A 21,880-nucleotide genomic window follows, 5' to 3' on the forward strand; every position below is an offset into this window, starting at 1 on the left:
AGCCGATCCCCCAAGCCCGCTCCCGACGCACGGGCCACCACCGCGTCCGACCCGATCCGCGAGCCCGCGCGGATCCGCCGCCGCGCACGACCGTTCCGTCCACGCGTCGAACGTTTACCAACCCGTTACACGGGCGCGCCCGGTTCGCGGCATGATCGGGAACGCACCGACGTCCCCGAGGAGGACCATGGCCACGTTCACCCGCGGGTTCGGCGGTCGACGCGACGACCGCGACGACGCCCGCATCCCGCCCGGTCAGACCCTGGTCCGCGACTGGCCCGTCCTGTCCGCCGGAGCGACGCCCGACATCGAGCCGACCGACTGGGCCTTCTCGATCCGCACCGAGTCCGGCCTGCACCAGTGGACCTGGGACGAGGTGCGCGCGCTCGGCGTCGAGGACGTCACCGTCGACATCCACTGCGTCACGCACTGGACCAAGCTCGACATGCCCTGGCGGGGTGTCCCGCTCGACCGCCTGTTCGAGGACGTCGAGACCGAACTCGACTACTGCATGGTGCACAGCTACGGCGGCTACACGACCAACGTCCCGCTCGACGAGCTGCTCGACGGCAAGTCCTGGATCGCGTTCGAGGCCGACGGCGAGCCCCTGACGCCCGAGCACGGCGGGCCCGCCCGCCTGCTGGTGCCCCACCTGTACTTCTGGAAGAGCGCCAAGTGGGTGCGCGGCATCGTCATGCAGTCCGACGACGAGCCCGGCTTCTGGGAGAACGCGGGCTACAACCTGCACGGCGACCCGTGGAAGGAAGAGCGGTACTGGTGACGCTCCCCGACACCGGCCTGGAGGCACGGATCACCCCCGTCGCTCGTCCCGCCACGCGCAGGCGACCGGCCTGGCACGCCGCCACCGTCGCGTCCGTCGGCCGCGAGACGACGAACGCGCGCCGGATCGTCCTCGACGTCCCCACCTGGCCGGGCAACGACCCCGGGCAGCACCTGGACCTGCGGCTGACCGCCGAGGACGGCTACCAGGCACAGCGCTCGTACTCCATCGCATCGGCCGGCCCCGCGACCGACGTCGTGCTCGCGGTCGACCGGGTGGACGGTGGCGAGGTCTCGCCGTTCCTCGTCGACGCCGTCGAGGTCGGCGACGCGCTCGAGGTCCACGGCCCCCTGGGCGGCTGGTTCGTCTGGCGGCCGGGCGAGTCCAGCCGTCCGGTCCAGCTCATCGCCGGCGGCTCCGGCATCGTGCCGCTCGTCGCGATGGTGACCGCCCACGCCGAGGCGGACGACCCAGCACCCTTCCGGCTCCTCGCGGCCGTCCGCACACCGGACGACGTGTTCTTCCGTGCGGAACTCGACCAGGCGCTCGCGAGCCGGGCACCGCTCGAGGTGACCCACGTGTACAGCCGCACCGCGCCTCCAGGCTCGTCCGTGCCGGCCGGCCGGCTGACGCGGGACGCGCTGGCTGCCGCGGTGTTCCCGCCGGACGCGGGTGCCCTGGTCTACGTGTGCGGGTCGACGCCGTTCGTCGAGCAGGTGCTGCGCTGGCTCACCGAGCTCGGACACGACACGAGTGACGTCCGCGCAGAACGGTTCGGGGGCAACTGATGGTCGTCGTGGACGGCAACGCGCTGGCCGGGACGCTGGCCGACAGCCTCGGTCCGGAGCCGACCGGCGTCACTCTGCGCTGCGCCGGGTGCGGTTCGCTCGGGGTGCTCGGGCAGACCACCGTCTACCGCACCGCGATGGGGTCGGTGGCACGCTGTCGCGGGTGCGACACGGTGCTCGTCACGGTCGTCGAGTCCGGAGCCCGGCGGTGGGTGGGGTTGCCCGGCGCACGCACGATGTCGGCGGCAGTACCGGACGGCATCGAGTAACACAAGGCTCGAGCGGCGGGTCGTGCGGGTTCCTTGCGGGTTCCCGCAACCCTGGATCCGGTTCCCACCCGAACGGGGGACGGCTCCGGATACATCCTCGGAACTGCACCGGGCCACCCACCCGGCGCGTACCAGTGGGGGCAGGGTCGCCTCCGCGCCCGGTGGGCGCGGGTACCCGAAGCCTGCGCCCGCCGGGGCCCCACCCCTTCGTCGTCAGGCCGCCCGGGAACGACGGAACCCCCGCCGCTCTGGTGAGCGATCGGGGGTTCCGGTGGTGCTTCGTTGCTTCGTTCTCGTGTTCTTGGTCGTGTCAGACCCGAGCGGATGACGAGATTCGAACTCGCGACCCTCACCTTGGCAAGGTGATGCGCTACCACTGCGCCACATCCGCATTCCACACGCCGTGCCGGCCGTGCGGAGACGACTCTACCCGATGACGGGCGGCATCACCGGTTCCGGTCCGGTTCCGGGCGTGTCCGGCGCGGCGCGGGCCGTCCGTCAGGTCGACGGAGTTCGATCGGACCATGAGCTACGTGCACGACAATCCCGGCGGGGCCGAGGCCCACGGCGTCGACCTGGTCGACGGCGACGCCCCCGCGATCCGGATCCTGGTGCACGGCGACCTGCCGACCACGATCGAGCACGAGGGCCGCACCTGGCTCGCGACGGGCGACGCCCACGACGCGGGCGACGACGACACCCCGCCGATCGCGATCTACCGCCCGGTCTGAACCGGCGGGTCCGACTGGGCTGACCGATCCGGGTGTGCCGGGTGCGCCGGTCCGTCAGTGGCCGCGGACGTCACCCGTCAGGATCGCGTGCTCGACACCCGCTGACAGCTCGTCGTGCAGGGCGTCCGCGAAGAACTCGCCGGCACCCAGGCTGATGAGGTGCGCGACCGCGGCCTGCGCGGCCGGGAACCCGGGCTCCCACTCGTCGTGCAGGAACGCGCGGACGTGTCCGGACTCGTGCACGACGACCACGCCGATGTGCTCGTGCCGGGTGCCGTCCTCGAGCACGGCGTCGAAGACGATGGGCTCGGTGTCCTCACCGAGCTCCTCGAGCAGGACGGTGCCGGTGCCCGGCCACTCCGTCCGGTACGGCGGCAGGTCGGGTGCGTGCAGGTGACCGGCGAGCTCGTCCGACGCCGACTCGATGTGCCCGGTGGACAGGTACTCGTCGACGACGTCGTGGATGCGGGCGTGCAGGTCCGGCTCGTACTGCCACCAGCGCTGGTGCACGGTGCGGAGCCACTCCTGGGTCGCGGCGTCGGCCGAGGCCGAGATCCCCACGAGCTGCGGTGCGGTCCCCGGTGACCCGACGACCTCGAGCTGTTCGTCGTGCGTCTCGACCGTGATCGACCCGGTGGTCTCGTCCGGGTGCACGCCGTGGACGTCCTCGGGCGCGGCGGCCCAGATGCTGGCGGGGAGCTTCGGCGGCAGGTCGAACGGCACCGCGATCGCCGGCTGCGTCATCGCGTGGTCGATCGCATCGCCGAGGTGCACCTCGTCCGACCGGGACCCCATCACGATGCCACCGGCCGGCGGCACGAGCGACAGGCGTTCCAGGTCGTCCGGCGCAGCGTTCATCGACGTGAGCACCGCGGTGTCGGCCCACTGCACGAACGCGCCGACTGACCGGTCGTCCTCGCCGAACGGCACGTCCCACACCGTCGGGTCCGTGAGCACCCACGATGCGGTGCGACCGGCCGGTCCGTGGCGGACGGCGTCGACGATCGCCGGCACCAGCCCGGGCAGCCCCTGGAACGCGGGACGGACCGTGAGCCGGTCGACGGCGAGCAGGTCGGGCTTGCCGAGCATCTCGGCGGCGTGGGTCTGCAGCGAGAAGAACGTCTCCCCCGTCGCGTCCTGCGCGGCGACGGCGGACGCGAAGGACCCGGCGACGTCGGAGACCTGGTAGCCGAGCACCAGCGCCTCGAGCGACTCCGGAGCACGGCTCGTGAACGCGGTGACCCCGGCGACGGAGACCGCCTCGGTCTCGTCGTCGTCGGTGATCGGGACGCGGACGTCGATCACCCACCGGTCGACGTCCTGCCCGGGGTAGGCGTCACCGTCCTCGTCCGAGATCGTGATGTGCACCAGGCGCAGGGAACCGTCCCAGGCGTCGTGGACGTGCTGGGCGATGGCGGCATCGGGGTCGTCGTTCACGGACGCAACGGTACCGGTGCGCCCGGCATGAGCGCGCCGGTGTGCCTCGCCGCGACGGTCGCCGCTCAGATCAGGGCGCGGGCGGCGAGCACGACGGCCGTTCCCCCGACGGTCAGCGCCGCGAGCACCGACAGCACCACCGCGACGGTGTCCCGCCGGGCCGGGGCACTCGAGCGGACGGCACCGGTGACGAGCTGCTGAGCCGCGGCCAGGGACGCTGCGCTCCCGAGCGGCCGGTCGTCCTGGTCGAACGCCAGGAACCGCTCACGGACGTGCAGCACGAGCCCCAGGCTGGTCCCGTGGTCGCGCGCCACCCACGACTTCGGTCCCTGTTGCTCCCAGCGGACGGCGAGCATCAGGGGCCAGGGACCGGAAGGCCGGCCCGCTGCGGACGCGGCCAGCTGAACGCGACGACGAGCTGCACGACACCGAACACGATGAGCACGCTCCCCACCGCGGCCACCGTCACCAGCGCGCCGAGACCTGGCAGGTTCATCACCAGGATGCCACTCAGCACACTCAGCACACTGAGCACGGCGAGCACCACGGTCAACGGACGGCCGCCCACCCACGGTGCGTAGACGAGTGCGATGCCCTCGAGGATCCAGGCGAACCCGAGCAGCAGCGCCACCCACCGCGCCCCGATCGGCGGGAACACGATCGCGACGACGCCGCCGGCGAGCACCAGCGCCCCGAGGACCACCAGCCCGACCTGACGCCACCAGACCCGAGGGTGCACCTGGAGTCCCCGGACGATCGACGCCGCTCCCGACACGACGAGGTAGACCCCGAAGACCCACGACACAGCGAACAGCGTCGCGTGGGGCAGGACGATCGCAGCCAGTCCGGCGAACACGCCCACCGCGCCGACGATCCCGAACGCCAACCGGATTCGGTCGCCGCCCGGCGGGCGCGAGCCCGTCCGCCGACCGACGCCACCTTCGTCACGCATGTCCGTCCGACCTCCCTGCAGGTCCCGACTGGTGCTGTGGTGCTGGTTGGTGCTGGCGACCTGTGACCGCCCGTGCAGTGCGTCCTGCGCACAGGACTACACCCGAAGGTGAGCAGTTGTCCATGTCCCATGCGTGCGCATGAGGCCATGCCTCCCCGGACCGGGCCTGGCCGGACCGGCGGACGGGCGACGAGCGCTCCGTGGACGGTAGCCTGACGCGCCGGACGACGAATTACCGGCGATCGCGACGGTAGACCAGACGGAGGACCACGGTGCCAGCACTCGGAGACGGCCGCGCCGACGGCGTGTGGTGCACGCTCGGCGAACCCCGGACCACCGCGCAGATCGCGCAGAACGGGTTCGCCTGGCTCGGCCTCGACGCCCAGCACGGCGCCTTCGACGACGCCACGCTCCTGGCGACGATGCCGGCGCTCGCCGCGGTCGCACCGCAGGTCCCCGTCGCCGTCCGGGTCGCCGAGGGCTCGGACGCAGCGATCGGCCGTGCGCTCGACCTCGGCGCCGACATCGTGATCGTCCCGATGATCGAGACCGTCGAGCAGGCCGAGCACGCCGTCCGTGCCGCGCACTACCCACCGCGGGGCCGACGGAGCTGGGGGCCGATGGCGGGCCTCTGGGACGGCGAGGCACCGTCCGCCGCCGCTGCCGACCCCGAGGTGTGGGTGATGCTCGAGACACCCGAGGGCCTCCGTGCCGCTGAGCAGATCCTGGCGGTGCCGGGCGTCACGGCGGTGTTCGTCGGCCCCTTCGACCTGTCGATCGGACTGCGCATCAAGCTGGACGCACTGCTCGCAGCCGACGACCACGCCGACGGCCACCACCGCCCGGCCGCACTCCCCGCGATCGTCGCCGCTGCCCGCCGCGCCGGCAAGCACACCGGCGCCTTCGCCGGCGACCTGGCGCGCGCCGAACGGCTCCGCGCACTCGGGTTCGACCGCGTCGCCGTCGTCACCGACGGGACCCTGCTCGCCCACGGTGCGGCCGCGGTGCTCGGCTCCGCAGCCACCGGTCGCACCTCGTACTGACGGGTCGTCAGCGGCGACCGCGCCAGCGAGCGGTCCTCGTCCGCGTCCTCGGCGCCGCTGAGAGGGCGTGCCCGCGCCCCGGTCCACACTCGGTCGGGAACCCGAGCCGACCGCGACCGCAGAGAGGACGAGACCCGTGACCGACGTCTCCAGCCAACCGCCCGCCGAGGGCGACGACCGCCGGATCCTGACGAACCGCCAGGGCCACCCCGTCTACGACAACCAGAACCAGCGCACCGTCGGGGCCCGTGGCCCGGCGACGCTCGAGAACTACCAGTTCCTCGAGAAGATCAGCCACTTCGACCGCGAACGGATCCCGGAGCGGGTCGTGCACGCCCGCGGTGCCGTCGCGTTCGGGTACTTCGAGGCCACCGGCACGTGGGGTGATGAACCCATCGCGCAGTACACCCGCGCGAAACTGTTCCAGGAGCCGGGCAAGCGCACCGACCTGGCGATCCGGTTCTCCACCGTGATCGGGGGCCGTGACTCCTCCGAGGCCGCCCGCGACCCGCGCGGCTTCGCCGTGAAGTTCTACACCGAGGACGGCAACTGGGACCTCGTGGGCAACAACCTCGGCGTCTTCTTCATCCGCGACGCCATCAAGTTCCCCGACGTCATCCACTCCCTCAAGCCCGACCCGGTGACCTTCCGGCAGGAGCCGGCGCGCATCTTCGACTTCATGTCGCAGACTCCCGAGTCGATGCACATGCTCGTCAACCTGTTCAGCCCACGCGGCATCCCGGCGAACTACCGAACCCAGCAGGGCTTCGGCGTCAACACCTACAAGTGGGTGAACGCGGACGGCGACACCAAGCTCGTCAAGTACCACTGGATCCCGTCGGTGGGCGTGTCCTCGATGACCGAGGCCGACGCCGCCGCCGTGCAGGCCGGCGACCTCGGGCACGCGTCGAAGGACCTGTACGAGGCGATCGAGCGCGGTGAGTACCCCGAGTGGGAGCTCCGCGTGCAGCTCATGGACGACCACGAGCACCCGGAGCTCGACTTCGACCCGCTCGACGACACGAAGGTGTGGCCGGAGAACGAGTTCCCGCCCAAGCCCGTCGGCAAGATGGTCCTGAACCGCAACGTCACGAACCACTTCGCCGAGAACGAGCAGCTGTCCTTCGGCACCGGCGTGCTCGTCGACGGCCTGGACTTCTCCGACGACAAGATGCTCGTCGGCCGCACGTTCTCGTACTCGGACACGCAGCGCTACCGCGTCGGCCCGAACTACCTGCAGCTGCCGGTGAACGCACCGAAGAACGGCAACGTCGCGACCAACCAGCGCGACGGGCAGATGGCGTACCACCAGGACCACGGTGGCGAGAACCCGCACGTCAACTACGAGCCGTCGATCACCGGTGGCCTGCGCGAGGCGGAGTACCCGACCCACGACGACCAGGGGCCGGAGATCGTCGGGCGCCTCACGCGCAAGCGGATCCCCCGGACGAACGACTACACCCAGGCCGGCCAGCGGTACCTGCTCCTGCAGGACTGGGAGCGCGACGACCTCGTCGCGAACTTCGTCGACCTCATCTCGCAGGCCGCCCGTCCGGTGCAGGAGCGCATGCTCTGGCACTTCTACATGGTCGAGGACGACCTGGGTCGTCGCGTGGGCGAGGGGCTCGGCATCACCCTCGACGAGGTGCGGGACCTGCCCCCGCTGCAGTCCCAGACGCTCAGCGACGACGAGATCGCCCGCCTGGCGAACCTCGGCCACAACGGCTCTCGCGACGTCGAGGGCCTGATGATGACGCACTGCGTCCCGGACGAACGCGCCGTGCGCGTCTGAGACGCGACCCCAGGTCGGACGGGAGGCCCGGTGCCAGCTGGCACCGGGCCTCCCGTCCGTCCGTGGCGGAGACCGAAGCGTCCGCTCGCCACCCGGGGTCAGGCCGGTTCCGGCACGTCGAGGTCACGCAGGTCGAGCACGAAGCGGTATCGCACGTCTCCGCGCGCCAGGCGCTCGACGGCCGTGGCGACGGCGGCGGCGGGCAGGACCTCGACGTCCGCGACGATGCCGTGCTCGCCGCAGAAGTCGAGCAGGTCCTGGGTCCAGCGATGGCCACCGCTGCCCGCCGACGCCAGCCGCTTACGGCCGATCAGCAGGTCGGTCGTCGCGATCGTCACGGGGCCGAGGTGTCCGAGGTTGAAGAGCGTGCCGTCGAGGTCGAGCACCCCGAGGTACGGGCCCAGGTCGTGCTCGACGGCGACGGTGTCGAGGACGACGTCGAGGGAGCCGCGTGCGGCCTGCATCGCCGCCGCGTCGGTCGAGACCACGACGTGGTCGGCCCCGAGCCGCTCGGCGTCCGCGGCCTTGGCCGGCGTCGTGGTGAACGCGGTGACCTCGGCACCGAGCGCTCGCGCGAGCCGGACCGCGAGGTGCCCCAGACCGCCGATCCCGACCACGCCGAGGCGGGTCCCCGGGCCGACTCCGACGGAACGCATCGGTTCCCAGACCGTGATGCCGGCGCACATCAGGGGCGCCACGGACGCCGGGTCCAGCGCGGCCGGACGGTGGTACACGAACCGGTCCCGCACGACGTACCGGCCGGCCCAGGCACCGGCCGTGACGGAGCCGTCGACGCGGTCCCGCCCTGCGTACGTCAGCGTCGGGAACTCGAAGCAGAAGTTCTCCTGCCCGCGGCGGCACATCGCGCAGGTGCCGCACGAGTCGACGATGTTGCCGCCCGCGACCGGGTCCCCGGCGCGGAAGTCGGTGACCGCCGTGCCGACGGCCACGACCTCTCCGACGAACTCGTGGCCCGGCACGATCGGGAACGTCCCGCCCTGCTCCGGCGGCGTGGCGAGGGCGTGCAGGTCGCTGTGGCAGACCCCGCAGAACGTCATGCGGACGTCGACGTCATCGGGACGGAGGTCGCGGCGGAGGAGCGGGACCGGGTGGAGGGGATCGTGGAGCGCGTCGGACATGAGTGCGGTGGTGAGCATGGGCCCGATACTACCTACTAGTTGGTAGCCACGTAGGATCGGTGGCGTGAGCACCGCAGACAACACCCGCGCCCGCATCCTCGACGCGGCGACCGCGGAGTTCGCGGCGCACGGCATCGCGGGCGCCCGGGTAGACCGCATCGCCGAGCGTTCCGGCATGAGCAAGCCGATGATCTACACGTACTTCGGCGGCAAGAGCACGCTCTTCGACGCCGTCTTCCGCGCCCACGTCCTCGGCAACGGCGACCGCGTGCCGTTCGACGCCGCCGACCTGCCCGGGTACGCGGCACGGTTGTACGACGACTACCTGGCCGACCCGGCGCTCGTGCGACTGCTCATGTGGAAGCGCCTCGAGCAGGACGGCGCCGGGTACCTGTACCCGGGGTTCGAGGAGCACGACGAGCAGCACCTGCGCGAGATCGCGGCCGAACAGCGCGCCGGACGGGTGCGCGACGACCTCGCGCCGGTTGACCTCTGGGCACTGCTCATCGCCAGTGCGGCGACCTGGGCCCAGGGCTCCATCACCGTGGTCGCGACTGCCGAGGACCCGCCCGCCGAACACGATCGGCGGCGGAGTGCCCTCGTCCGCTACGTCCACGGGGCGGTGCGGCCACCGGCGTGAGCCTCGATCACTGGAGCGCGGAGACATCCTCGGCGTCCCTCGACCTCGACCTCGACTCTGAGCACCGGCCGTCGATCGCTACCCTGACCGTGCGGGGAACGATGATGACGTCTCGACGCTGCCCCGGCCACGGGTTCGCACCCGACGGTGCCGGGTCGGCGTTCGGACCCGTCCCGCGGATCGTCCGCCTGGTTGCCTGAAGCGTCAGCCCACGGCCGGCGCGGAGATGTCCCACACGGTGGTCTCCTCGTACTGCTCCGACCAGCCGCGGCGCATCCGTGCAGCGGCGCGGTCGAACGCGTCGACGACGTCGGTGTCCGGCGTCAGGAGCGCCTGCAGGCGGATGCCGTCGTAGAGGGCGAGCAGCTGCTGCGCCCCGCGGATCGGGTCCATCGTCGCCGGTTCGCGACCGGCGCGGACGTCCTCCTGCAGCGCGGTGCGGACGGTCTCGCGGAACTGCAGGTACGCGGACCGGTAGTAGTCGGCGCCGTCCGTCGACGGGTCGGTCGAGATGGCGAGCGTCGCGGCGATGAGCCGCATGAGGGACGGGTCCTCGGCGTGGGCGGAGAGCAGCGCGTGCAGGAACGCCACCGTGCCCTTCTCGCCGGCGAGGGGCAGCAGCGGTGCCGACACCGCACGGGTCCACCGCATCACCGCGGCGGCCAGCAGTGCGTGTTCCGAGGGGAAGAGCTCGAGGATCTCGGCCTGCCGCATCCCCGCCCGGGACGCGACGCCCTCGAGTGAGAAGCGTGACAGTCCCCCGTCGTGGATGACCGCGATCGCACCGTTGATCGCCCGCGTACGCGGCACCGCTTCGTCGGCGGCGTTCTGGTTCGTCAGCGGTGCCAGCGGGTGCTTCCGGAACCAGTCCAGGAGTGCGCGAGCGCGGGAGGCCGCGAACGCCGGATCAGTCGGGCCACCCGGGCTGAACAGGTCGCTGAACCCCGGAACGTCGTGCATCAGGGGGTCGAGGGACTGGAACGCCATCGACCAGTCCGGGAACGAGCGTCGGGTGATCGGCTCGTCGAGCAGCACCCGGACGTTCGTGTGCCGCGGGTCGGCCCGGACCTGGTCGAAGCGCTCCCGGACGACGTCGTCCTCGCCCTCGATGATCCCGATGCAGTTGTCGTCGCCGTGCGCGAGCATGCCCGTGACGCCGAGCCGGGTGTTCTTCTCGCGACCGACCGCCAGGATCTGAGCGAGTTCCGAATCCGTGATCGGACGGGTCTGGGTGCTGGTGTAGACGAGCGATCGCATGGTGCTGCTTCCTGGTCGGACGGTCCCCCGGTGCGTGGGAGGCGCCGCCGTGTCGAACCCGAATCGACTCGACGGCACCTCGTGGTCACCGTAACCAGCGGCGACCACCTTCACTGCGACACAAGACGGTCCGTGGCTGCTCGGCACCCGGAGGATGCCGACTCCTGAATGCAACCATTCGGCTGTGTCCGGCGGTACCCCCACAATGGGGAACGCGCGTTCTCCGGCTGTTCCGGGGTTCGCTTCAGTGCGCGCGGTCGCCCGACGGGGGCGTCTCGACGATGCGCTCGCCCGTCGTCGGGTCCCAGCCGATGGTGCGGAGTTCCACTGCTCGCGGGCGTCGTTCCTCGAGCGGGAAGAACGGTCGAGCGCTGGGCAGGTAGCTGAGCACCGCTGCGACGACGATGCACACGGCATCCACGAGGCCCCAGTCCGCGCCGTCCGTGGCGATGGTGAACACTGCGCTGCAGGCAGTCAGCCCGGCGATGATCGCGAGCCAGAGTCGCGCGTTCCCGGAGCCTCGTCCCATCCGCGTCGCCAGCCACACGAACAGCGCCGACCAGGCGAGGACGAAGAGCAGTCCGATCGAAGCCCCGATGATCGCGCCACCGGCTTCGCGCAGGGAGACGACGATGCCGGGCGCTGCGGCCACGAGGCGGATGATGACGGACGCCCACCAGAGCGCCACGGCGATCGTGACGACCCGCGGTCGTGTGCGCTGTGCGGTCTGCTGTTCCATCAGGTGCTCCCCCGTCGTTCCGCCGGATGCGGCTCGACGATCCTACGGTGACGGCGCGGAACCGCGGTCTCGTCGCCTAGGGGCGGTAGTCCTCACGACGTGGTGGGACCTGCGCCGCATGCGAATCGGTGAACGGCTTCGCGCCGCGCATCCCGCCCATCGTCTTCGCGACCGTCGTGAGCAACCAGCCCAGTCCTCGTGCCACCGTGCTCAGGATCCTCATGGTGCCCCCTCGTCGGTCCCGACCTGCGTGGTCGCCCGTTTGCCACGCTACCGCCGACACGTACGGTTGGCGTATGGACGCCACCGATCTCCCGCGCATCGGAGCACCGGCGACGGGGGCGCTCCACGGCGCCGGGGTGCACACGCTCGCCGACGTCCGCCGGGTGGGTGTCGACGAACTCTCGCGCCTGCACGGAGTCGGACCGACGGCACTCCGACGACTCGAGGAAGCGCTCGAGGCCGAAACGGGCCACTGATTCCGGTGGGCTACGTGTCCTGCCGAGCAGCGGCCGTCGACGGCAACCGCGATGCCACGAGCGTCCCGACCAGCGCCACGACCGCGAACGCTGCGAACCCGAAGGGCAGCCCGATCGCGCTGCCGACACCGCCGACGACGAGCGGGCCGACGGCGTCCCCGGTCTCGCGCCCGAGCTCCGCAGAGCCCATGGTCCGCCCGAGCCGGTCCGGCGGAGTCGTCCCGGCGAGGTGCGCGAACGCGACCGGCGTCAACGTCGCGACACCGGCCCCGGCGAGCAGCGCCGCGATGAAGACCGCCACCGCGGACGGCGCGACGGCGACGACCAGGAAGGCAGCAGCGACCGCGGCTGTCCCGGCCACACCTGCCACTCCGGTACCGAGGCGCCCGGCGTCGTGCAGTCGACCGGCGACCGGCTGCACGAGCGACGAGGTCACCGCGAGGACGGCGACCGCGAGCGTCGACACCAGGAGCGGGGTACCGACCTGGGTGCCGAGCGCCGGGAGCATGCCGGTGAGTGCGCCGATCGCCGCACTGCCCACGGCCAGCACGACGACCGGGATCAGGAACTGGCGGTCGGTGGCCGCGCGGACCATGACGGCGAGCGTGGCCCGCTGCCGGGGCAGGGGCACGATCGGCTCGACGGCGACGAGCACCGCGACCGCCGTCACGAGAGCCATCACGACCAGGATCCCGAAGAGCCACTGCGTGCTGCCGAACTGCACCACGAGTGCACCGATGACCGGTCCCCCGGCGTAGCCGAGACCCTTCCACGAGCCGTACCGACCGAAGTACGTCCCGCGACGGTGCGCCGGCACGAGGCGGGCGACCGCGGCGGACGACGCCGGCGAGAACGCTGAGGCGCCGGCACCCTGCAGCAGGCGGGCGAGCCCGAGCCAGAACGGTCCGGTTCCGAACACGCCGACGAGCGAGGCCGCCGCGAACACGACGAGTCCGCCGACGATCACCGGTCGCGGGCCGATGCGGTCGGACAGTGCGCCGAAGACCGGCTTGAGGACGAGTTCGGCGACGTCGTACAGCGCCAGGAAGAGCCCCAGCCACGCGAGCGTCAGACCGAGTTCGAGGTGCTCGCCGCCGACCGCCGCCGCGATGCCGTTCGCCCCGAAGGCGGTGACGAACCCCGCGGCGTACAGCGGAGCGAGCCGAGGGGGCGTGGTCGTCGACGGGGCGGTCACGTGACCACCCTGGCGGACGGCGGGCCAGACCGCCAGCGACGGTCGGTGCGTGTCGCTGCGTGCGCCGCCGACGACCGACCTGGTCAGTGCGTCCGGTGACCGTCCGTGCCGTACATCTCACGTCGAAGGCGGCTGAACCGTCCCTGGTTGCTGAACCCCCACTTCGCCGCGACGTCCTTGATCAGCTTCGACTCATCGTCGAGGAGTTCCCGGTGCGCCTCGGCGAGCCGGGCGCGGCGCAGGTAGGTCATCGGCGTCATGTCGAGTTGCCGACGGAAGGTCGACTGGAGTCCGCGGGAAGACACCCGTGCCGCCGCCGCCACGTCCTCGAGGGTGATCGGGTCGCTCAGGTGCGAGTCCATGTACGCGGCGGCCCGCCGGACCGTCGCCGCCCCCGCCCCGGTGCCGGCCAAGACCCGCGTGACGGTCTCGAACGGCAGTGCCCAGGTCGCGACGCTCAGCAGGTAGTCGAACGCGGCGGTGCGGACCAGCTCGTTCCGGAACGCGGATTCCACCCGGACGACGTTCTGGTGGACGTGGGAGACCGCCTGTGCCCAGACGTAGGCACGTTCCGGGATCGGCCGGTGGCCGTGGAGCCGGAGGACGCCGGTGTCGGCTCCCTCGGCACGGACGGCGTGCTGTACGAGCGAGGACTCCGGCATGTTGACGACGAGCAGCTCCGAACCGTCGTACTCGGCGACGGTCTCCTCCTGACCGAAGAGCACGCCGCCGACCTCTCCGCCGTCACCGTGCTCGGTCCGGAGTCCGCCGCCGAGTCGGGTGGCCGAGGTGAAGACCCCCGCCGGCTCGACGGTCACCTGCGCGTGGAAGCCCATCGAGAGGCGCGCGATGCTCAGTCGGTCGTCGCCGCGGATGTCCGCGCGGAACCGCACCCGGCCACGCGGCGGCTCGAGGCGCACCTTCGGGTACATCGCTCCGAGTACTTCACTCACCGCGTCGAAGTCGACGGTGTCCTGCTGCAGCATCATCACGGTCATGCGGTGGTCGTTCTCCCAACAGCCTGCTCGGCTCCGAGCATCCCCACGCTAGCCCACAGCCGCTGGCACGATCCACGAACGACGAAACCCCCGACCGGACTTGGTGGTCCTGCCGGGGGCTTCGTGGTGGTGGGCGATACTGGGATCGAACCAGTGACCTCTTCCGTGTCAGGGAAGCGCGCTACCGCTGCGCCAATCGCCCAAGTCCCTGCGTGGACCGGAGTCCATCAAGGTCTTGGAGGGTGGATCTGGAGGTGGGGACGGGATTCGAACCCGCGTGGACGGCTTTGCAGGCCGCTGCCTAGCCTCTCGGCCACCCCACCATCGAGGTTCACGTCTCCGTGAGTACCCGAACGGTGGGATACCCTCTGGTGAGTCGCGGGCCTTCGAGAAGACCCACACTCGAGCGGATGACGAGATTCGAACTCGCGACCCTCACCTTGGCAAGGTGATGCGCTACCACTGCGCCACATCCGCACTTGTCGTTCCGCTGTCGCGGCGACGACGTAAACTCTATACGCACCGGGGCAGTTCCACCAAAATCCTCCCCGTTCACCGGGCGTGTCCCCCGAGTTCATGCGGATCGGGGCGGTTCGACGCCCCCTGGGGCGAGCGCGCCACACCCGGGCCGCGCGATGTGTTCGATGCACCGCCGGACTTCCGCTAGTATCGATCCGCACGAACAGTGCAGGGGGCGATTGGCGCAGTTGGTAGCGCGCTTCGTTCACACCGAAGAGGTCATCAGTTCGAGTCTGGTATCGCCCACGTAGCAACACGAACACCACCGACAAGAGCCCGACGCAGCAGCGTCGGGCTCTTGTCATCTCATCAGGCCCCAGCACGCGGGCCTCACCACCAGCACGATCGGACGAAGGGGCGCATGACCGACGTCGACCTCGAGTTCGCCCGGGTCCGAGCGGTCCTCGACCGTCCGACCCTGCGGCTCATGTCCCGGCCGACCAGCGCCACGGTCCTCGCCGTGTTCCGCACGGTCTTCGACCGCGACGTGCAGTACGTGCCCGCCGACCGCATGCACCTGCAGGTCGAGGAGCACGTCGCGCGCCTGCAGGCGGCGGGTGCCCGCGTGCCCGCCAGCGACCAGGCAGTGCCGGCGGCCGGCGAGCAGGCCGAGGGTGAGCAGGAAGCCCGACCGAACGGCCGCGCGCTGTGCCGCGAGTGGGTCGGCGCCCAGTGGCTCGTCCGCTCGAACTCCCCCGACGGCGACGAGCAGTACTCCCTGACCAGCCACGCGCTCGAGGCGCTCTCGCTCGTCGATGCCCTGTCGGCCGACCGCGCCCTGATCAGCGAGAGCCGGCTGGCGATGATCGTGGACGCGGTGCACCGGTGGGCGGCCCGCGCCGAACCCGACCCCGACGTGCAGATCCGCCGGATCGACGCCCAGATCGCCGAGCTGCAGGCCGAACGCGAGCGCCTGGAGCACGGCGACGACGTCGTTGCCGTCGACGACGACCGGATGCGGGACGGGTACACGAACATCTCCGACCTGATCCGGCAGCTGCCGAGCGACTTCAAGCGGGTGGAAGAAGCGGTCGCGACGATGCACCGCTCGATCGTCGAGGACTTCCGGCAGGAGGTCCGCCCCATCGGCGAGATCCTCGACGACTACCTGGCGCGCACGGACAACCTGATGGAAGCGACGCCCGAGGGCCGCGCCTTCGAGGGCGCCTTCGAGCTCCTCCGCGACGACGCCCTCCTCCTGCGGCTCCGTGACGACATCGCCACGATCCTGGCGCACCCGTTCGCGCAGGGCCTCGGAGCCGGCGAGCGTCGGGCCTTCCGCAACACGGTGACGATCCTGCGCCAGGGCATCGAGGACGTCCTGGCCCAGCGCCGTCAGCTCACCGCCACGCTCCGCGACCAGATCGTCGCCCACGACGTGGTGCGCGACCGCGAGCTCGACGCGGTGCTCCGCTCGATCAACCGCGGCCTCGCCACCCTGATGGACCAGGGCGGTGCACGCGATCGGATCCCGCTGCCGCTCCTGCCGGCGGCCGCCGAGGTCGGCACGCTGCGCGAGCGCTTCTACGACCCGGACGCCGAGTCGGTGCCGCCGCCCATCGAGGAACCCGACGACGACGTCTTCGAGGACCTCGACGTCGAGATGCTCCGCAAGCACGGTGGGCCGCTCCTGACCGAGCTGCGCGCGGCACTCCGCTTCGCCGAGGCCGACTCCAGCGTCGACGCGTTCCACGGGTTGCCGCCCGAGCAGCGCCGACCGGTCGAGCTCTTCGGCCTCGCGCACCTGCTGACGGGGCGCGACGACTTCGAGTCGGCCGCCCACGTCGCCGAGCACCGCACGGTCCGGCCCGACGGCACCGCGATCACCTTCCACATGCCCACCGCTGCGCTCGACGACGAGCGCACTCCGGTCGGCGACGCACACCACGAGAACGCACAGGAGGCACGGTGAGCGACACGACGCCGACACCGGTCGACGAGACGGTCCCCTACGACGACCCCGCATCGGTGATGCAGGACGACGAGCGTGACGAGTCCAGCTTCGCCCTCTTCGAGGGCGACGAGGGCCGGCTCGACGAGCACCAGCGACGCGCCCTGGTGGCACTGCTGCGGCACTCGTACGTCAGCTCCCGCACGCACCCCGACGAGTGGCGTGCCGTGCTCGACGCCGAGTACCAGCTGCGGTCCCGCCTGAACGACCTGTTCCTCGAGCTGCACGTCGACCGTGACCGCGAGGTCGCCTGGAAGCGCCAGGCCCGGTCGGAGAGCCAGCGCCGCACCTTCCCGACCCTGCTCCGCGACCTGCCCTACACCCGCGAGGAGACGATCGTCCTCGTCTACCTGCGGATGCGCCTGCGCGCCGACGCCCGACCGGGTCCGGACCAGGTCGTCGTCGACCGGTCCGAGATCCTCGGGCACGTGGCGGGCTTCCGTCCGGCGACCGCGACCGACCGCACCCGCGACGAGGGCCGGGTGGCGAAGGCGATCGAGCGCCTCGTGACCGCGCGCATCCTGATCCGCACCTCCGACCCGGACCGCTTCCGGGTGGCGAGCGTCGTCGAGGTGCTGCTCCCCCTGGAACGGCTGCTCGAACTGGACGCGTGGTTGCGGACCACCACCGCGCAGGACGAGGCGACCGCCCCGGGCGGTGAGGCGACCGACGGAGCCGCCACGGGCCTCCCGGACGACGACGAGACGGACTCCGTGACCGACACCGACCTGGACGAGGCGAGCGAATGACCGACACGTTCGAGATCCCGGCGCTCTTCGACACGGTCGCACAGTGGCGCGCCGAGTCGATGCAGGTCGTCAACTGGGGTGGGTTCCACGGCCACCGGCAGGTCGAGCTGTCCGGCACGGCGACGCTCATCTCCGGTGCCTCGGGAACCGGCAAGTCCACGCTGATGGACGCCTACCTGGCCGTGATGATGCCGTCCGACGTGCCGTTCAACGGCGCCTCGAACGACGCCACCACCGGCCGCGCCCGCAGCGCCGACCAGCGCAACCTGCTCACGTACCTGCGCGGCAAGGTCGACACCCGCCGCGACCCGGAGACCGGCAGCCTGCGCGACGTGAACCTGCGCGGCGACGACCAGACCACGTGGGGCGCTGCGGCGGTCACGTTCCGCAACGACGACGAGCGGCGCTTCACGGTGCTGCGTGCGTACATCGTGCCGAAGCGTGCCCGCGGGGTCGGCGACATCCAGATGACCATGGCGTCGGTCGACGACACCTTCGACCTGCGCCGGCTCGAGGAGTTCGTGCCCTCGCGGTTCCACCACCTCGAGCTGACCGGCCGCGTGCCGGGGCTCGTCATCCGCGACACCTACCAGGAGCTCGCGTACACGCTGCAGACCCGGCTGGGCATCGGCGACTCCGGCGGCGGCAACCGCGCGATGCGCCTGCTCGCCCGGATCCAGGCCGGCCAGCACCTGCCGACCGTCGACGCGCTGTACAAGTCGCTCGTGCTCGAGACCCCCGGCACGTACGAGGCGGCCGACCGGGCCCTCGCGCACTTCTCCGCCCTCGACGAGGCGTACGAGGCGATGGACACCGAAGAGCGCAAGGTCCGCATCCTCTCCCCCATCACCGACCTGCACGACGAGATCTCGCGCGCGACCGAAGCCGCAGCGGCCCTGGACGGCATCGCGACCGGCGCCGAGGTGTCGCCGTTCGCGCACTGGACGGCCTCGCGGAAGCGTGATCTGCTCGACGCCGAGGTGTCGCGCAACGCCCGCGAGCGCACGGCATCGCGCGCCGAGGTCGCCGCGGCCGAGGCCCGGCACGCCGCCGTCGAGATCGAGCTGCGCGACGCCGAGGCCCGGCTCCGCGACCAGGGCGGCAACGCGCTCGCCCAGCTCGAGGACCGCATCGAACGACTCACCCGTGAGCGCGACGCCGTGGTCCGCGCCCGCGCCACGTTCGACGACCGCACCGCGGTGCTCGGAACGTCCGTCGCGACCGAGGCCGACTTCACCGCCGCGCAGCGCAGCTCGCACGAGTTCCTCGGGTCGTACACCGACGCGCGCACCGCCCTCGACGAGCGGCGCGACGCCCTGACCCGCGAGGAGTACCCGCTCCTCGACCGCGAACGGTCCCTGCGGCAGGAGCGCCAGTCGCTCGAGCACCGGCAGGGGGCCATGCCGCTGCCGATGCACGAGGCCCGGCTCGCGATGGCCCGCGCCGCCGGCATCGATCCGGCCGAACTGCCCTTCGTGGCGGAACTGCTCGACGTGCTGCCCGGCGAGGAGCGCTGGCGCACGGCCATCGAGTCGGTCCTGGCGCCCGTCGCCCGCACGCTGCTCGTCGACCAGGACCGCCTCGGCGACTTCAGCGAGGCGATCGACGCACTGCGCCTGCCCGTCCGCGTGCAGTTCGAGGGTGTGCCGACCGGCCCGCACCTGGACCTCGACGGCGACCCGGCGATGGTGTCCGGCAAGCTCGCCATCAAGCCGTCGCCGTTCAGCACCTGGGTGCGCGAGCGGATCGAGTCCGACCGCACCGACGCCCGCTGCGTCGCCTCGGCATCGGACCTCGGCGGGGGTGGCCGTCGGGTCACCGAGTCCGGGCAGCTGCGCGACGGCCGTCGTGGCGCACACGGTGACCGCCGCCAGTCGAACGTCATCGGCTTCACGAACGAGGCCCGCGTCGCCGCGGTCGAGCAGGAGCTCGCCTCGATCGCGCAGGACCTCGCGACGCTCGAGGCCCGCCGCACCGACGTCGCGCAGGACCTCACCGCGCTCGACGTGCTCCGCGCCGCACACCAGCACGTGGTCGACGCCACGTGGACCGCGATCGACGTCGACGGGCTGGGGACGTCCCTCGCCCGGCTCGACGAGGAACGGCAGGCGCTGCTCGCCGCCGACGACGGGCTCCGGACGCTCCGGGCCTCGGTCGCGCGACTGCGGAAGTCCCTGGACGAGGCGGCCGACCGTCGCTCGGCCGCACGGCTGTCCGTCCAGCGGCTCGAGGAGCGCCACGCGGTGCTCGTCGACGGCCAGGACGCCGCCGCCGAGATCCTCGAGCGCTTCGAGTCGTCGCCCGGCTCACTGCCCGACGACCAGCAGGCCCGCCTGCTCGAGGAGACCTTCGAGGAGATCGGTGCCCCGGACGGCGTCGACGGGTTCGACGACGCCACACGACGTCTCAAGCGGCGGCTCGAGGAGCGGCTCTCGCAGGCCCTCGACGGTGCCGCGGCGGCGTCGACCTCGTTGACGCTGACGTTCCAGCGGTACCAGGACGCCTGGCCCGACCCGAACCTCGGCACCGGCGTCGCGTCGTACCCGGACTACCACGCGATCCTCGACCAGATCGTGGCGACCGGCCTGCACGCGCGTCGGAGCGAGTGGCGTCGACGCCTGTCGCAGTGGAGCGGTGAGGACCTCGTCCCGCTCGCCGGCGCCTTCGACCGCGCCGTCGTCGAGATCGAGGAGCGCCTCGAGCCGGTGAACGAGATCCTGCGGGAGCTGCCGTTCGGCGCGAACCGGGACCGCCTGAAGATCCAGATCCGCCGGGTCACCCGCGAGGACGTCACCGCCTTCCGCCGCGAGCTCCGCGCCCTGTCGGCCTCGGTGGACACCGAGCTGACCGACGACGTGCTCGAGACCCGGTTCCGACGGCTCCGGCGCTTCATGGCGGTCATCCGGCCCGACCCGGACGCCGCCCGGGGCCGCACCACCCAGCGCGACGCCGTGCTCGACGTCCGGCGGCACATGGAGATCACGGCCGTCCGGTACGACACCGACGGCAACGACCTCGGCGTGTACTCGTCGCTCGGCGACAAGTCCGGTGGTGAGACGCAGGAGCTCGTGGCGTTCATCGTCGGCGCCGCGCTGCGCTACCAGCTCGGTGACGAGACCCGTCCCCGTCCCCGCTTCGCGCCGGTGTTCCTCGACGAGGCGTTCATCAAGGCGGACTCGGAGTTCGCCGGCCGTGCGGTCACCGCGTGGCTCCGGCTCGGGTTCCAGCTCGTCGTGAGCGCGCCGCTCGACAAGGTCACGGCGCTCGAACCGTCGATGGAGCGGCTCCTCTCGATGCGCAAGCACTCCGAGTCGGGCCACTCGTCCATCACCGAGATCGCCCGCGTGGAGCCGGCCGCCGTCTGACGGGCCGGGGTGGTCGCGCGTGTTGGGTCTGGTCGCGCGTGTCGGCTGGTCAAGGCACCCCGCTCAGGTTCGCCGAGGGGTCACGAACCGTCGGATGGCGGCGGCGCAGCCGACAGTTCGTGACCGTTCGGCGCGCCGCAGGCGGGGTGTCCTGACCACCCGGCCCGCGCTCTGGACGCGACCGACAGCGGCCTGGAGGCGCGGTGCGGGCCCGATACGGGCCTCCCGGCCGTCGTCCCGCCGGTCGCAACCCCCCCGCTCAGGTTCGCCGAACGGTCACGAACCGTCGGATGGCGGCCGCGCCGACGACGGTCTGCGACCGCTCGGCGCGCTGCAGGCGGGGTGTCCTGACCACCCGGCCCGCGCCCAGGAGGTGACCGACAGCGGCCTGGAGGCGCGGTGCGGGTCCGATACGGGCCTCCCGGCCGTCGTCCCGCCGGTCGCAACACCCCGCTCACCTCCGCGCGCTGGTCACGAACCGTCGCCTGGCGGCGCCGCCGCCGACGGTCTGCGACCGCTCGGCGCGCACCCGGCGGGGTGTCCTGACCACCCGGCGGCCGGGCCGTCAGCGTGTCGACAGGTGCCGCACAGACGTTCCATGACCACGCGCCGCTACGGTGATGGCGTGTTCGGACGCCGCCGCTCCCCCAGTCCCCGCCCCGACGACGCTCCCGGTCTCGGCATCGGTGCCCTCGTGCAGGTCATCGACACCGACCGGGGTGGCGAGCAGTGGGCCGACGAGCCGATCGGGGTGATCGTGGCTCCCGGCGGGAGTCAGATCGGCGGGACACAGCGCACGTGGACCGTTGCGTTCGAGGAGCCCGTGTACACGAAGGACGGCCGCGGCCCCTTCGAGCGCGCGACCGTCCTGAGTCGTCAGCTGGTGCCGGTCACGACCGACAGCGGCGAGTAGTCCGGGTCAGGGACTCAGTACTCCTCGGAGCCGCTCTTCATCATGGCCGCGACGGCCATGCAGCACCCGACGCCACCGAGGACGCCGACGCCGATGATGATCCCTGCGATGAGTTCGAGCATGGGTGGTGACTCCTTGGTTGC

The 21,880-nt window shown here is 71.8% G+C and carries 21 protein-coding genes and 5 tRNA genes; 13 read left to right on the plus strand and 13 right to left on the minus strand.

Annotation, left to right across the window (positions count from 1 at the left end; genetic code table 11):
* Nucleotides 1-187 precede the first annotated feature (187 nt).
* From DEI85_RS08395 to DEI85_RS08405, 3 genes are read left to right on the plus strand one after another with little or no spacing between them, the layout of a single operon-like run.
* Nucleotides 188-781, plus strand: a complete 594-nt coding sequence (locus DEI85_RS08395; RefSeq protein WP_111122999.1) for a molybdopterin-dependent oxidoreductase — start codon at nucleotides 188-190, stop codon at nucleotides 779-781.
* Nucleotides 778-1,569: a ferredoxin reductase gene (locus tag DEI85_RS08400; RefSeq protein ID WP_111123000.1), complete on the plus strand. Its 792-nt coding sequence runs from the start codon at nucleotides 778-780 to the stop codon at nucleotides 1,567-1,569. The genes DEI85_RS08395 and DEI85_RS08400 overlap by 4 nt, the downstream gene beginning before the upstream one ends.
* A complete protein-coding gene (locus tag DEI85_RS08405; RefSeq protein ID WP_110859936.1) occupies nucleotides 1,569-1,838 on the plus strand; it encodes a DUF6510 family protein in 270 nt (89 codons plus the stop codon). Before DEI85_RS08400 ends, DEI85_RS08405 begins: the two co-directional genes overlap by 1 nt.
* A gap of 319 nt (nucleotides 1,839-2,157) precedes the next feature.
* On the opposite strand, the gene DEI85_RS08410 is transcribed toward DEI85_RS08405, so the two are convergent.
* A tRNA-Gly gene (locus tag DEI85_RS08410) sits at nucleotides 2,158-2,229 on the minus strand.
* 133 nt (nucleotides 2,230-2,362) lie between these two features.
* On the opposite strand from DEI85_RS08410, the gene DEI85_RS08415 reads away from it, so the two are divergent.
* A complete protein-coding gene (locus DEI85_RS08415) occupies nucleotides 2,363-2,569 on the plus strand; it encodes a hypothetical protein (protein ID WP_110859934.1) in 207 nt (68 codons plus the stop codon).
* Nucleotides 2,570-2,623: 54 nt separating this feature from the next.
* Here DEI85_RS08415 and DEI85_RS08420 read toward each other — a convergent pair whose 3' ends face one another.
* The 3 genes from DEI85_RS08420 to DEI85_RS08430 all read right to left on the minus strand — a co-directional run bounded on the left by DEI85_RS08420 (nucleotide 2,624) and on the right by DEI85_RS08430 (nucleotide 4,958).
* Nucleotides 2,624-4,006, minus strand: a complete 1,383-nt coding sequence (locus tag DEI85_RS08420; protein WP_111123001.1) for a hypothetical protein — start codon at nucleotides 4,004-4,006, stop codon at nucleotides 2,624-2,626.
* 65 nt (nucleotides 4,007-4,071) lie between these two features.
* Entirely contained in the window at nucleotides 4,072-4,362 is a 291-nt protein-coding gene (locus DEI85_RS08425) for a hypothetical protein (RefSeq protein WP_111090845.1), read from the minus strand.
* Nucleotides 4,362-4,958, minus strand: coding sequence for an HdeD family acid-resistance protein (locus DEI85_RS08430; protein WP_111123002.1), 597 nt, complete (start codon nucleotides 4,956-4,958; stop codon nucleotides 4,362-4,364). Before DEI85_RS08430 ends, DEI85_RS08425 begins: the two co-directional genes overlap by 1 nt.
* Before the next feature lie 272 nt (nucleotides 4,959-5,230).
* Here DEI85_RS08430 and DEI85_RS08435 point away from each other — a divergent pair, with 272 nt between their 5' ends.
* Both DEI85_RS08435 and DEI85_RS08440 read left to right on the plus strand, forming a co-directional pair.
* Nucleotides 5,231-6,001 (plus strand): HpcH/HpaI aldolase family protein, encoded by a 771-nt coding sequence (locus tag DEI85_RS08435; RefSeq protein ID WP_111123003.1) that lies wholly within the window; start codon nucleotides 5,231-5,233, stop codon nucleotides 5,999-6,001.
* Between the two features lie 136 nt (nucleotides 6,002-6,137).
* On the plus strand, nucleotides 6,138-7,793 hold the full coding sequence (locus DEI85_RS08440) for a catalase (RefSeq protein WP_111123004.1): 1,656 nt from the start codon (nucleotides 6,138-6,140) through the stop codon (nucleotides 7,791-7,793).
* 98 nt (nucleotides 7,794-7,891) lie between these two features.
* Here DEI85_RS08440 and DEI85_RS08445 read toward each other — a convergent pair whose 3' ends face one another.
* On the minus strand, nucleotides 7,892-8,950 hold the full coding sequence (locus tag DEI85_RS08445) for an NAD(P)-dependent alcohol dehydrogenase (protein ID WP_111123005.1): 1,059 nt from the start codon (nucleotides 8,948-8,950) through the stop codon (nucleotides 7,892-7,894).
* Nucleotides 8,951-8,996: 46 nt separating this feature from the next.
* On the opposite strand from DEI85_RS08445, the gene DEI85_RS08450 reads away from it, so the two are divergent.
* The gene (locus tag DEI85_RS08450; RefSeq protein ID WP_111123006.1) at nucleotides 8,997-9,572 is read left to right on the plus strand and encodes a TetR/AcrR family transcriptional regulator; all 576 of its coding nucleotides are present in this window, start codon (nucleotides 8,997-8,999) and stop codon (nucleotides 9,570-9,572) included.
* Nucleotides 9,573-9,776: 204 nt separating this feature from the next.
* Here DEI85_RS08450 and DEI85_RS08455 read toward each other — a convergent pair whose 3' ends face one another.
* From DEI85_RS08455 to DEI85_RS08465, 3 genes are all read right to left on the minus strand, one after another.
* Nucleotides 9,777-10,829: a BLUF domain-containing protein gene (locus DEI85_RS08455; protein ID WP_181436291.1), complete on the minus strand. Its 1,053-nt coding sequence runs from the start codon at nucleotides 10,827-10,829 to the stop codon at nucleotides 9,777-9,779.
* Between the two features lie 244 nt (nucleotides 10,830-11,073).
* The gene (locus tag DEI85_RS08460; protein WP_181436293.1) at nucleotides 11,074-11,568 is read right to left on the minus strand and encodes a hypothetical protein; all 495 of its coding nucleotides are present in this window, start codon (nucleotides 11,566-11,568) and stop codon (nucleotides 11,074-11,076) included.
* A gap of 76 nt (nucleotides 11,569-11,644) precedes the next feature.
* Entirely contained in the window at nucleotides 11,645-11,791 is a 147-nt protein-coding gene (locus DEI85_RS08465) for a hypothetical protein (RefSeq protein ID WP_173033777.1), read from the minus strand.
* A gap of 73 nt (nucleotides 11,792-11,864) precedes the next feature.
* On the opposite strand from DEI85_RS08465, the gene DEI85_RS08470 reads away from it, so the two are divergent.
* Nucleotides 11,865-12,047: a helix-hairpin-helix domain-containing protein gene (locus DEI85_RS08470; RefSeq protein ID WP_111123009.1), complete on the plus strand. Its 183-nt coding sequence runs from the start codon at nucleotides 11,865-11,867 to the stop codon at nucleotides 12,045-12,047.
* Between the two features lie 10 nt (nucleotides 12,048-12,057).
* On the opposite strand, the gene DEI85_RS08475 is transcribed toward DEI85_RS08470, so the two are convergent.
* The 5 genes from DEI85_RS08475 to DEI85_RS08495 all read right to left on the minus strand — a co-directional run bounded on the left by DEI85_RS08475 (nucleotide 12,058) and on the right by DEI85_RS08495 (nucleotide 14,717).
* Nucleotides 12,058-13,242: an MFS transporter gene (locus DEI85_RS08475; protein WP_258376242.1), complete on the minus strand. Its 1,185-nt coding sequence runs from the start codon at nucleotides 13,240-13,242 to the stop codon at nucleotides 12,058-12,060.
* 83 nt (nucleotides 13,243-13,325) lie between these two features.
* Nucleotides 13,326-14,240, minus strand: coding sequence for a helix-turn-helix transcriptional regulator (locus tag DEI85_RS08480; RefSeq protein ID WP_110859898.1), 915 nt, complete (start codon nucleotides 14,238-14,240; stop codon nucleotides 13,326-13,328).
* Between the two features lie 127 nt (nucleotides 14,241-14,367).
* Nucleotides 14,368-14,442: transfer RNA gene (locus DEI85_RS08485), tRNA-Val, on the minus strand.
* 47 nt (nucleotides 14,443-14,489) lie between these two features.
* A tRNA-Cys gene (locus DEI85_RS08490) sits at nucleotides 14,490-14,563 on the minus strand.
* 82 nt (nucleotides 14,564-14,645) lie between these two features.
* Nucleotides 14,646-14,717: transfer RNA gene (locus DEI85_RS08495), tRNA-Gly, on the minus strand.
* Nucleotides 14,718-14,932: 215 nt separating this feature from the next.
* On the opposite strand from DEI85_RS08495, the gene DEI85_RS08500 reads away from it, so the two are divergent.
* From DEI85_RS08500 to DEI85_RS08520, 5 genes are all read left to right on the plus strand, one after another.
* Nucleotides 14,933-15,005: transfer RNA gene (locus tag DEI85_RS08500), tRNA-Val, on the plus strand.
* Nucleotides 15,006-15,120: 115 nt separating this feature from the next.
* A complete protein-coding gene (locus DEI85_RS08505; protein WP_111123011.1) occupies nucleotides 15,121-16,671 on the plus strand; it encodes a DUF3375 family protein in 1,551 nt (516 codons plus the stop codon).
* Nucleotides 16,668-17,459, plus strand: a complete 792-nt coding sequence (locus DEI85_RS08510) for a DUF4194 domain-containing protein (protein WP_110859894.1) — start codon at nucleotides 16,668-16,670, stop codon at nucleotides 17,457-17,459. Before DEI85_RS08505 ends, DEI85_RS08510 begins: the two co-directional genes overlap by 4 nt.
* Nucleotides 17,456-20,824 (plus strand): ATP-binding protein, encoded by a 3,369-nt coding sequence (locus tag DEI85_RS08515; protein ID WP_111123012.1) that lies wholly within the window; start codon nucleotides 17,456-17,458, stop codon nucleotides 20,822-20,824. The genes DEI85_RS08510 and DEI85_RS08515 overlap by 4 nt, the downstream gene beginning before the upstream one ends.
* Nucleotides 20,825-21,422: 598 nt before the next feature.
* On the plus strand, nucleotides 21,423-21,737 hold the full coding sequence (locus DEI85_RS08520) for a hypothetical protein (protein ID WP_051596716.1): 315 nt from the start codon (nucleotides 21,423-21,425) through the stop codon (nucleotides 21,735-21,737).
* The last annotated feature ends 143 nt before the right edge of the window (nucleotides 21,738-21,880 follow it).

The organism is Curtobacterium sp. MCBD17_026 (genome assembly GCF_003234895.2).
GTDB classification, from domain to species: Bacteria; Actinomycetota; Actinomycetes; order Actinomycetales; family Microbacteriaceae; genus Curtobacterium; species Curtobacterium flaccumfaciens.

Excerpts from the sequence above, each read along its gene's own strand:
- DEI85_RS08460 (WP_181436293.1), bottom strand. The coding sequence starts at position 11,568 with ATGGAACAGCAGACCGCACAGCGCACACGACCGCGGGTCGTCACGATC.
- DEI85_RS08520 (WP_051596716.1), top strand. The coding sequence starts at position 21,423 with ATGACCACGCGCCGCTACGGTGATGGCGTGTTCGGACGCCGCCGCTCC.
- DEI85_RS08445 (WP_111123005.1), bottom strand. The coding sequence starts at position 8,950 with ATGCTCACCACCGCACTCATGTCCGACGCGCTCCACGATCCCCTCCAC.
- DEI85_RS08480 (WP_110859898.1), bottom strand. The coding sequence starts at position 14,240 with ATGACCGTGATGATGCTGCAGCAGGACACCGTCGACTTCGACGCGGTG.
- DEI85_RS08395 (WP_111122999.1), top strand. The coding sequence starts at position 188 with ATGGCCACGTTCACCCGCGGGTTCGGCGGTCGACGCGACGACCGCGAC.
- DEI85_RS08465 (WP_173033777.1), bottom strand. The coding sequence starts at position 11,791 with ATGAGGATCCTGAGCACGGTGGCACGAGGACTGGGCTGGTTGCTCACG.
- DEI85_RS08515 (WP_111123012.1), top strand. The coding sequence starts at position 17,456 with ATGACCGACACGTTCGAGATCCCGGCGCTCTTCGACACGGTCGCACAG.
- DEI85_RS08505 (WP_111123011.1), top strand. The coding sequence starts at position 15,121 with ATGACCGACGTCGACCTCGAGTTCGCCCGGGTCCGAGCGGTCCTCGAC.
- DEI85_RS08455 (WP_181436291.1), bottom strand. The coding sequence starts at position 10,829 with ATGCGATCGCTCGTCTACACCAGCACCCAGACCCGTCCGATCACGGAT.
- DEI85_RS08470 (WP_111123009.1), top strand. The coding sequence starts at position 11,865 with ATGGACGCCACCGATCTCCCGCGCATCGGAGCACCGGCGACGGGGGCG.
- DEI85_RS08430 (WP_111123002.1), bottom strand. The coding sequence starts at position 4,958 with ATGCGTGACGAAGGTGGCGTCGGTCGGCGGACGGGCTCGCGCCCGCCG.
- DEI85_RS08415 (WP_110859934.1), top strand. The coding sequence starts at position 2,363 with ATGAGCTACGTGCACGACAATCCCGGCGGGGCCGAGGCCCACGGCGTC.
- DEI85_RS08425 (WP_111090845.1), bottom strand. The coding sequence starts at position 4,362 with ATGCTCGCCGTCCGCTGGGAGCAACAGGGACCGAAGTCGTGGGTGGCG.
- DEI85_RS08405 (WP_110859936.1), top strand. The coding sequence starts at position 1,569 with ATGGTCGTCGTGGACGGCAACGCGCTGGCCGGGACGCTGGCCGACAGC.